Below are 10,745 nucleotides of genomic sequence, written 5' to 3'. Positions count from 1 at the left end.
TAGGGGAAGTATCTGAATATAACCAGTCTTTTTCTTGTAAATGATACTTACTTAGGATATAATTAAACATGTCTTTCCTTTCTTTTGTGTTGCTTAGTAACTCACATTATAGAAGGAAGGATTTATTATAGAGCCGAAAGAATTTGATCAACTTCCTGAAGACAAAAAAGAAAGACGCAAGTATATACCACCTCAGTCACATCCGTGGAAACTTGCATCTTTCGAAAAGTATCTTCGAAGCATTGGAAAAACACTTCAAGAATACGTGGCTGATAAAGTAGCCTAACTTATATGCTTATTTTATCAAAACTAATGCTTGTGTGCAAACTTGTTATCAATGAAGTTTACACTCATGTCTGCTATTTTTTTGAGACATTTTCAATTTCGCTTGACAGATTTAATTTCGCTTTTAAGTTGCCTATTTCTCTCGTCAGTCTTTTTGCTGTTTCTTATAAAACTCAAATTTTTTTTGTTCCTAATAATAAGGAGCTGACAATCACACTTACACTTGATAAACTCATGGCAAGCGCCGCAAACATGGGATTGAGCAAGCCAAACGCCGCAAGCGGAATACCGATAAGGTTGTAGATAAACGCCCAAAAATAATTTTGATGAATCTTTCTAACCGTTTTTTGCGACAAAGTAATTAAACTCGTGATTTTCGCTAGAGAACTTTCGGACGTCATCACAACGTCCCCCGACTGCATGGCTATATCGCTTCCTGCCCCCATGGCGACACCGACCAGCGCGCTTGAAAGCGCCACTGAATCATTGATACCATCGCCAATCATCATGGCATTTGTCGCCTTACTCACGACTTCTGCTTTTTTGGCAGGATTAGCTTGCGCAATAACGGTGTCAACCTTAACAATTTCGTTGATTTTAGCAGCGGAGTTGACATTATCTCCCGTCAACATGATTGTTTTCACACCATTTTCACGGAGTTTCGACATCGTTTGGGCAGCATCGGCTTTAACTTGTGATGAAAATGTTGCAGTCCCTAATAACTTTCCCTTACTTGCTAGAAAAATACTCGTATTTGATGTTGACGTAACCAAAATACCATTGTCTGACATCAACTGGGCATTTCCTGCAACATAATGCTTTCCTGAAATCGTTCCGCTGATACCCAGTCCTGCTAATTCTTGAAAGTTCGTAACTGGTAGGATAGCTATCTTATCAAGCGATTTTGCTAAAGGGTGGTTGGATAAACTTTCTAAACTCGCTAGAATTTGAAACTCATTAGCAGAACCTGACCAGCTTTCAAGTTGAAACTTACCTGTTGTGATTGTACCTGTCTTATCAAAAAACACAGTCGTTACATTTTTAGCGTGTTCAAGGGCATTCGCATCTTTTATCAAAATACCGTTTTTTGCCCCCAGTCCAGTTGCCACCATAATCGCCGTAGGTGTCGCTAAACCTAGCGCACAAGGGCATGAGATGACGAGAACGCTAGTTGCGTGTAGGAGACCAAGTGTCATGTCTTTCGTGATCAGCGCCGTAATCAGACAGGTTAAAAGGGCAATGATAAGCACTATTGGCACAAAAATTGCTGAAATCTTATCCGCTGTTTTCTGAATTTCAGGCTTAGTCGCTTGCGCCTCTTCCATGGCAGACATCATCTGTGAAATCGCCGATTCATCGGTCGTGTGAATGACACGTGCTGTAATGATACCGTCCAAGTTGACCGCGCCCTCCATGAGCGTACTGCCGACCGTTTTTGCGACTGGCACGGCTTCTCCCGTCAAGGACGATTCATCGAAACTCGCCATCCCTGACAAAATTTCCACATCTAACGGTACGATTTCACCTGGCTTGATAAGGATGTGCTGACTTATGACAACTTCTTCGATTGGGACATCGGTTTCCTTGTCATCTCTGAGCAAATGAACCGTTTTAGCACGTTTTTTCTGTAAGCTATAAATAGCAGCCGAAGTATTTTTCTTAGCACGCATTTCCAAATTTTTACCAAGCAACACCAGCGTGATAATAACTGCCGCAGATTCAAAATTAACCGCATGACCATTACCTAAAATAAGACCAAAAATCAAGCTGGACAAGTAAGCAACGGATGTACCGAGCGCAACTAAAACATCCATATTAGCAGACTTATTTTTCAGCGCCATAAACGCACCTTTGTAAAATCGCGCCCCCAAAATAAACTGAACTGGTGTCGCCAAAATCAGCTGGACGATTGGCGTATGAAAAAACATCAGTTCATGAATCTCAAACATTCCCGCAAACATACCGATTACCATAGGCAAGGTCAAAATTGCTGAGATAATAAATGACCAAAACAGTTTTTTCTCGGCTTTGAGTTTCGCCAAACGAATTTTTTCACGGTGCGCCTTATCATCAATAATCGCGCCATAGCCTGCTTTTATAACAATTTCAATAATCTCATCAAAATCGCAGTTATCGCTCACTACGACCCTAGCTTTTTCTGTCGCCAGATTGACAGTGGCTTCAAGCACCTTGTCAGACTGATTGAGTGCTTTATCAACTCTTGTCACGCAGTTAGCACAGGTCATACCTGTAATAACAAATGATTGTGTTTTCATATCAGATTGTGTGTTGACACAAAAAAAATTTGTACCAACTTTTCCTTTCTCATCTAACAAAAACGAGAGCAAATCGCTCCCGAATTTCAAATCAGACGACTTGATAGCCCGCCGTTTCAACTGCTGCGGTTAGCGATTCAAGGTCGATTTTTTCCGATTTGACGACAGCCTCAGCTTTTTTCAGATTAACTTTGACTGAGTTCACACCTACCACATGCTCTAGTGCTTCTGTGACATGTTTGGCGCAGTTATGACAAGTCATACCGTTAATTTTTAAAGTTATTTTTTCCATTAGTTTGTCTCCATTAGTTCGTTATTTTCAGTATGTTTGCAATCACAAGTACAACTGCTTACATTTTCTAAGCAGTCACAGGTAACATGGCAAACCGCCTTTTTAGTTGTTAAAGCCTGTGAAATCATTGCCAAATCTGTCGCCGTAAAAGCGCTTGCCCTAATCAAATCAACAATAACCTTGGCATGCTTTTGTGCACAAACTTTGCTCAATAATTCCTTACCCATGAGCGAAATTGCTTGAGATTCCGTCAAAGTTGGCGAATAAATAAATTTTCGCCCCGATTTCATCGTTGCAAGCATATCTTTTTTAACCAAACGCCCGAGCAACGTTTTGATTGTCGCAACAGACCAGTTATTGGAATCAGCAATTTTACAGGAAATTTCAGCGACAGTGGGGCTGATGGCAGTCGCATTTAACGTCCAAATTGCCCGCATGACGACCATTTCTGAATTCGATATATTGGCTTTCATTTTCTTACCTCAATTATAGTTTACACTTGTAAACTATAATTGTCAAGTTTTCAATCTTTAGCTTGAATAACGACGACGATTCCTTTGGTAAAACCAATGGTAACTGGCTTATCAGCTAAAAATTCATTTGAGGAAAACGAAAAATTTTGAGGAAAATTTGTTTTTGCTAAGTCGTATCGCGCATTTTGGATAAAAAAGTCCGTCACAGGTGTCAAACTAGCAAAAGCCAGGTAGGTCATCTCAGGAATTTTCGTCAAAATATGCCTGCCAGCTCGCTTAAAGCTGATCATATTTGACGGATTAAGCAAGATAATTTTCTCAACTAAATGCGCAAATCGTGTTTGCAAAACCAGATAGAGAATCTGAATTTCATGATCAAAACGACCACCAAGTCCGCCCAAAATCAGGATTTCTGACGCATTAGGAAAACGCTCAGTCGCCAGTAAAACACCAAGCTCCAAGTCAGTGTCAGCCTTTTCAGCTGGCGACTGCTGAAAACTTTTAGCATAAACTTTAACTTCTGATAACTCTTCTACCGTCAAACTATCAAAATCGCCAACTGCCATATCTAGGGGCAAACTTGCTGACATCAAACGATAAGCACCACGGTCAACACCTACAAAAAAAGTGTCTGACTTTTTCATATTGTCGGCAATCAATGCTTCAAAATTTTCAGCAGGACCACCTGCTACAATGATAATTTTCATTCTTTTATTATATCATATCACGTCCAGCAGTCCAAATTTACACAAGAAAAATATTAACAAAACCACTTCTTCCCTGATAAATATAGCCATCCAACTCTCAAAGATGGATGACTATATTTTGTTTTTATGCTATTCCGTAAAATGCAATACCCCTCTATTCAAACAATACGAATCTCACTAAACCAACCCAACATAAACCAAAATCTTATCCCTATTTTTCTTGCTAGTTTTCAGGCTAATATTTTTGGCAAGAGTTTCTCTATCATTAGCAAATGCCGACATTGCCATACTAGATAAAGGCGTTCCTAACGCTACAGCCTGAACCGTGCGATGCGTTCCGTAATCCGCTATATTGAAATTTATTTCCCATCTATTTTTAGCCAACAAGCCAGTTTTTGAAATTTTGTAAGAATTAACATTATCCCCATACAAATCTTTTTCAACACCGCTTAACTTATTCTTACTAATATTAGCTTTTAGCGCATCACTAGCTTCATTTAAATTATTCAAAATTTCAAGCGCTGTATCGAAAATTTCAAATTGTAAAATATCTTCTTTCATAGCGAATATTCCTCCATTTTTATGGTAAGTTAATTATAACATCTTTTTGGGGATTTTAGTGCAAAAACATATGTTTTTTTAACTTCTACGAAAAACCGCTAGATAGAATAATTTATGATACATAAATATTTCATATATCACTTATACTCAATTCGATAAAAAAGCGCAACGTATGATATACTGTAAGTATGACCTATGATAAAACAATCCAAAAAGCGTCCCTAAAAAGGTGCGTGCGAGATGAATCATCTTCCATCCTTCGTTTCTGTCTTTTATTCATCAAGCAAAAAGTTGTTAAAGTGCGGTTTGAAGTGTTCACATCGCAAACAGAATATCAAATGAAGGAGAAAACAAAACTTGCTTTTTAGAGGTTTAGAAAATAGGTTTTTTTGTGGCTATTTAACACCTTTTGATTTGAGCTGATGGTATTTTATTGTGAAGATAAATATCTATATGGTATAAAAATTAGTTTTAGACAAAATCCTCGAAACTAGAAAAAAACCGCTTGAAACATTGATTTCAATCGGTTTGTTTAATTATAAATAGCTAAATAATGATAATATTCGAGTCTTAACTCTGTTTCATTCTTTAATTATTCTCTGACGTAACAAAGCAACATCTTTGGAATTATTCACAGGTTTAATACTTTTCAGTATTTTATTTTCAGTCTCTGGAGTCCAATAAATTTTAAGAGTATCTCTTGCACGAGTGATGGCGGTATAAAAAATACTATGTGTAATCATATCCTCGATTTCATCTGCAACAACAAGTTTTACTGAGCTATATTCTAAACCTTGCGCTTTATGGATTGAGACAGCATAAGCTATCTGAAACGGTACTTCATTAGAAGGCATATACTCATCATCTTCATCAGCATTCTTATATTTGTTTACAGAAAATCTTATAACAGAATTTTCATTTGTCGAGTTTTCTAGTAATTCAAAACTAGCTCCTTCAGCCTCTAATCCATTTATGATTTTATCTACTTCAATATCAAATTGAATTTTATCGTCAAAAACCTCAATTCCAACTATCCAGCCTTTCAAATTGTTATAAATTAACGGTGCAAATCGTCTGGAATCATTGAATAGGATTGGGTCACCAACTTTATATTGATGAACTCCCCAAACAGTAGCAGGTTCAGGATTTACTTGTTGTAAAAAACGGTTAATATTATTTATTCCATAAAGTCCATCATAATTTAAGCATAGAATGACTTCATCGTTCTTAGATACTTCAAATATTGATGAATCAAGAGATATTGAATATTTTTCTTTTGCATCAAGTTCAAGGATTGTATCATCCATTTTACGAACCCTATCCCATAATAACTGCAATTTTTCATTATTGCTTCTATAAGGTTTTACTAACTCATAAACCGATTGCTTGGGAATAAATTCTTTCGCTGCACTGAACCAATTGCCAAATTGAATAGATTCTATTTGATAAATATCACCAACTAAAATCAATAAGTCAAAACTAGCTTTTTCCAATATTTGTTTCATATCACGATTATTTACAGTGCTACACTCGTCAATTACTAAAATATCGTAGTTTGTTTCAATATCTTTATTCTTTAAAAATTTAGCAATGGTCATAAACTCACAATCAGAAGTATTTATTTTACGCTTGAGATTATTTACTGCGGGGTTAGTATTAGCTAAGTATAATTTACTTTGCGCTGAAAATAGATGTGAAATATGATTGATTAATGTTGTTTTACCAGTTCCAGCGGAGCCGTAAATTAGTGATACTTTTGATTCTGAAAACAATTTTTGTAGAACTGCTTTCTTCTCGTCGCAATCAATAGGGTGCATATTAGAATTCAGCCAATCATTAACATCACTTTCGTAATTTTGCTTACCTTCATCAGATAATTCCATAAGTTCCTGAATAATTTTTATTGTATCATTTTCATAATCTTGAATATATAGATGTTTATTACATATCTCAATTTTTCTTCCTTGATGTTTTTTATATAATTTTGAATTATATGCGCTAATCAAATCATCAATATCCTTAAAGTTATCAAGTTGAGAAATCGGCGTATATAATTGCCCATTGTTCTCAGTATTATTTCTGATAAGCCGTGCAAGTATTTCGTGTTTTCTATCTTTTGAATCAATACAATCAAATAGCTCCAAAAGTTTCGGATTATGACCGACAAGTGATGAGTTGAATGGCATTTTATCAAATGGAATACAACCATATTTCAAATATAAATCTGAAAGACGATTGTTAGTTTTGTCATAATTTTGAGACTTAATTATTTTATTATTCAAATGATAGAGCAAGTATTGTAGAAGATTACAGCCGTTTTCATTACCTTTTATAATTTTACGGCATTTATCAAAAATATCAAATATTGGACTTTTTTGGGCGTTATACTTTGATAATATTTTTGCACGAATTTCTTGATAACGTTTATCATCGAAATCAAGCAATTCTACTAAATTAAAGCCTGTTTGTGTTAGAAAATCCATCAACCCGCGATATTCAGATAAACTACTTGCTCGCTCCAAATTTATTCCGAATATCTTTGCAAATTTTTCAACTTCACAAGCACGAATTGAAACTTCTCAATTTTTAATTATCAGAATAGGCATCGTCTTACCTAGAATCTGAATATCGCTTTCATAAGTCCATAATTTAACTGCATAATTCTTTGACAAATCTAGTGTAGTAAAAGCAATTGTTCTGTCAGATTTGCTCGAATTTCCTTCGACAGGAATAAAAGTCACCTCATAATAAATGCGCTGATTTACAAAAAATGGTTTGATTTTATGAATATAATATCTGTCATCATTTGTAGAATTATTACTATCAATATTTATCTTTTCAGCAATTTTTTCATAATATTCTTGCGTATTTTTATCTATATCAAGTGGAAATTTATTGAGATTTCCTAAAATATTTAATGAATATTTTTCAGACATGTAATTTTTCATCTTTAAAAGATATTCATAATATTTCAACATTACTCGCTCAGAATTTTCTGGCTCAAGTGTATAATGCGAAGCAACTATTTGAAGATACTCGTGGAATTTACGCAAAAATTTCAATTTTCCTTGCGACTTAACAAATTTTATTCCTTCAGCGATAGTGATATACTCATAGTCGAATTCTACATTAGCCGAATCTGCATATATTCTCAACATCGTGTGTTCTACAAAATTCCTCAGTTGAGACAAAATATCCTGAGATACAGCGCCTCTTCCTAAAAGGTCAGAATTTTCAATATGACGACAAATAACGCCGTCAATATTTAATAACTCCTCTTCAATTTTATTTATAGTTTCCTGTGAACTTTTCGGATTCATTTTATACCTCCTCGTAGTTTTTACTACCCTGATTTCATTAATCCATTTCTCTAATTATATCATAATCATCAGTTCAATTAGTGTTTCAGAATGCACTTTCAAAATCTTGTAATTCAAATAAAAAAACGCCCCAGACATAAAATCTGGAGCGAGAAAGGTGCTGAGATGAACCTTTTAATTATGCGTGTTTCAAGTCATTTTCTTCTTGAAGTTGTTTGACAAAATCAAGACTGAAATTGAAATGTTTAGCAACTTGTTCAAGGGAACCGCCAATTTTCAAGGCGAAAATAGCATCTTGAACAGCTTGCTCTTTCTGTCCCTCATCTTTACCACCATCCCAAGCTGTTTGATAAACAGCTTTAGCATTTTCTTCTAAGATAATTTTCTTATCAACCATTTCACGAACCTCCTTTGATAGATGTGATTTTTGCGTAATCTGGTCTGCTTCTTTAATAACTTCATCGGCGTCTTCGTCAATTTCAACGTTTGCCCAATATTGAAACCAATTTTTCAGATTTCCGTCAAGTTTATCTGGCGAAAATTTCTTTAACTCCAGAATTGCCGAAAGTGACTCTTTGCCATCTTTTGTTTCAATATACACAATATCATCAGGATTAAAAATATCACGTTTTGCAAACAAATGAAACGGATAATCGTCTGAAAAAAGATTTTCCGAAAGAATAGAAATTGTATGAATTGGGCGCAACTTTTGATAGGTTGCAATATTACTATTTTGCGTTGCTCGCAAATCTTCAAACATTTTCACACGCCGAGCAGAACGATATAAATCAACCCTTGATAAAAATTCTGGCTGTTTGATAACCTGAACTTCAATGATAACAGTTGAACCATCTTCTAATGTTGCGGTTATATCGGTTTCAGTATAGTTCAAATTTACCGTTTTGCCGTCAGCATTTACAATTTCTACAGTTTCTTCTGCTAGAGATTCTACCGAATAAATCGACAAACCATCATTAATCTGAACCGATTCCACCTCAATGTTAAGTGTCGTTTCAATGAAGTTTTTAACAAATCGCTCTGTTCCCAAAACCATTTTAGCTAAAATATCATTGGTCGGTTGATAATCATTTCTTTGTTTCAAGAGTTTATCACTTCCTTTACTAGATGAAATTAGCCCGCCACACTAACCAGTGGCGGGCTTTACAATAAAGCACCTTTTTCTGGTTAGTGTCGCGTAATTAACACTTAAAATCTAATTGTTAAATTACTGAAACTAAGTTCATCTCACCTATTATTTAAACATAAAATGGGCGAAAAGTCAAGAATGACGGGTTTCTGAGAAAAAATGAGATATAAAAACACCCTTATCAAATTGAGTGATAAGGGTGTGAAATGTGCTTTTTAGCTTAATGGGATAGCTTTTTGGATAATTTCTGAATCCAAACAATCTTTAGCTCTTCTTTCTGCGTTTAACAGCGCATAGATTTGAATTATCTTCATCATTGCATAGTTTTCCCAATCGAGCCTGTAGGAATCATCTTTTTCTACTTTTAAAATAGATTCCTTGTCTGCGCCTAGAATAATTAAATTAATGATGAAATTTTCTCTTATGTCAAGTTCGTTAAAAGAATACCTCCCTAAGATAGACTTAAAGTGTTCAATTTCGTCTTTTGAAAGATTCTCAATGATATCATAATTATCATCCAAGGAAGGTTTCATACTCTTACCAAAATCAAGTCGACCGTTAAAATTTTCCCATACTTCCATTTTCGTTTCCTCCTAAAATAGTCTGTCCGTAACGAACAGACTTTTATCTGTTCGTTATTAACTAGCTTGAAGAAACTTGTTAATATGCTAAAACATTATGTATCATAACACACATTATGTTTTTTGTCAATTTTATTCTTGCCAATCATTCCATTTTTCTTTTTTAGGGGTTACGAAAATAGTAAAACCTGACCCCTTTAAAAGCCATTCATTCACATTAATAGATACAGAATTATCAAAAGAATGTCGTATGTAAGAATTCTCAGATTTTAAGTCCCTATGAAATGGCGACTTGAAAGGCACATATAGTTTCCAATCATCTTTTTCATCACCAGTTATTTCAACAGTTAAATGAAATTGCTTAGACGGGTATTTTAATGAGCTATTAAACCGATAAAGAGGAAGAGTTACTTTCCGCCTATGTTCAGACTCAAAACGATACTCTTTTTCTTCTGGAATATTATTAATAGTGTATTCATAATAATATTTGAAATCTTTTGCATTTTTATTGGTCTGAATATTTTTAATTGCATTTGTCACAATATCTTTATGATCTTTTCCATTTACTTCAAACTTTAAAACCTCTCGATTATTTATGTTGTTAATTTTAGCTATATCAACTCGGTGATGGTAGCTTTTACCGTTACCAGAGAGGTCATCCTCTAGGTTCTCGATAACAAACTTAGAAGATGACCAAACTTCAAAAACACCCAATTTTTTATTTGGCTTGATTTCAAAGTGGAGTTCATAATTTTTATAATAATGCCCTTTTGTGAAATATTCTTCGATTCTTTCTGCTAATGGGAGAGAAGAAGAAGTGTCAATATTACTCAAACTGTTTTCTGGGATATTTTTAACTCTTTTTACTACAAGGTATATAATTTGCGATAAAAAATCCGCACATAATTCTGGTTTATGCACTGTATAAGTAGAGACTATCTTTTTAATCTCGTATTCGGGTAAACAATCTACTTTATTCAATAGACTTCTCCCAAAAATAAAAAAATTTGTTATACTATAGTCATGAACTATGAATCCCTCAGCAAACTCAGCGATAGCCATTTTAAACGTCTAGTTGGCGTTAAACGTCCAACCTTTGAATC

Annotated in this window: 10 protein-coding genes and 1 pseudogene; 1 reads left to right on the top strand and 10 read right to left on the bottom strand. The window is 34.7% G+C overall.

The genetic code is table 11. From position 1 onward, the window contains the following. Positions 1 to 136: 136 nt before the first annotated feature. A pseudogene (locus Hs30E_RS11285) lies at positions 137 to 286 on the top strand (ISNCY family transposase); the annotation flags it as partial. Positions 287 to 458: 172 nt separating this feature from the next. Here the strand turns inward: Hs30E_RS11285 and Hs30E_RS09335 are convergent. The 10 genes from Hs30E_RS09335 to Hs30E_RS09295 form a co-directional block, all read right to left on the bottom strand. Next, the gene (locus tag Hs30E_RS09335) at positions 459 to 2,561 is read right to left on the bottom strand and encodes a heavy metal translocating P-type ATPase (protein ID WP_172209691.1); all 2,103 of its coding nucleotides are present in this window, start codon (positions 2,559 to 2,561) and stop codon (positions 459 to 461) included. A gap of 91 nt (positions 2,562 to 2,652) precedes the next feature. Next, a complete protein-coding gene (locus Hs30E_RS09330; RefSeq protein WP_172209690.1) occupies positions 2,653 to 2,853 on the bottom strand; it encodes a heavy-metal-associated domain-containing protein in 201 nt (66 codons plus the stop codon). Beyond that, the gene (locus Hs30E_RS09325) at positions 2,853 to 3,326 is read right to left on the bottom strand and encodes a BlaI/MecI/CopY family transcriptional regulator (RefSeq protein ID WP_172209689.1); all 474 of its coding nucleotides are present in this window, start codon (positions 3,324 to 3,326) and stop codon (positions 2,853 to 2,855) included. Before Hs30E_RS09325 ends, Hs30E_RS09330 begins: the two co-directional genes overlap by 1 nt. A 50-nt stretch (positions 3,327 to 3,376) precedes the next feature. Continuing rightward, positions 3,377 to 4,033, bottom strand: a complete 657-nt coding sequence (locus tag Hs30E_RS09320) for a thiamine diphosphokinase (RefSeq protein WP_172209688.1) — start codon at positions 4,031 to 4,033, stop codon at positions 3,377 to 3,379. Between the two features lie 177 nt (positions 4,034 to 4,210). After that, complete coding sequence (locus tag Hs30E_RS09315) at positions 4,211 to 4,594, bottom strand: hypothetical protein (protein ID WP_172209687.1); 384 nt, start codon at positions 4,592 to 4,594, stop codon at positions 4,211 to 4,213. A 581-nt stretch (positions 4,595 to 5,175) separates the two neighbouring features. After that, positions 5,176 to 7,077: an ATP-dependent DNA helicase gene (locus Hs30E_RS09310; protein WP_228462041.1), complete on the bottom strand. Its 1,902-nt coding sequence runs from the start codon at positions 7,075 to 7,077 to the stop codon at positions 5,176 to 5,178. Positions 7,078 to 7,173: 96 nt separating this feature from the next. Continuing rightward, on the bottom strand, positions 7,174 to 7,914 hold the full coding sequence (locus Hs30E_RS11280; RefSeq protein WP_228462040.1) for a hypothetical protein: 741 nt from the start codon (positions 7,912 to 7,914) through the stop codon (positions 7,174 to 7,176). Between the two features lie 178 nt (positions 7,915 to 8,092). Further along, positions 8,093 to 9,016 (bottom strand): hypothetical protein, encoded by a 924-nt coding sequence (locus tag Hs30E_RS09305; protein WP_172209686.1) that lies wholly within the window; start codon positions 9,014 to 9,016, stop codon positions 8,093 to 8,095. Between the two features lie 260 nt (positions 9,017 to 9,276). Next, positions 9,277 to 9,642, bottom strand: a complete 366-nt coding sequence (locus tag Hs30E_RS09300; protein ID WP_172209685.1) for a hypothetical protein — start codon at positions 9,640 to 9,642, stop codon at positions 9,277 to 9,279. Between the two features lie 132 nt (positions 9,643 to 9,774). Further along, positions 9,775 to 10,623, bottom strand: a complete 849-nt coding sequence (locus Hs30E_RS09295) for a hypothetical protein (RefSeq protein WP_172209684.1) — start codon at positions 10,621 to 10,623, stop codon at positions 9,775 to 9,777. Between the last annotated feature and the right edge of the window lie 122 nt (positions 10,624 to 10,745).

Origin of the sequence: Pseudolactococcus hodotermopsidis (genome assembly GCF_011170085.1) — a bacterium.
In the GTDB taxonomy this organism is placed as follows: domain Bacteria; phylum Bacillota; class Bacilli; order Lactobacillales; family Streptococcaceae; genus Pseudolactococcus; species Pseudolactococcus hodotermopsidis.
This window is presented reverse-complemented; position numbering and strand designations above follow the sequence as displayed.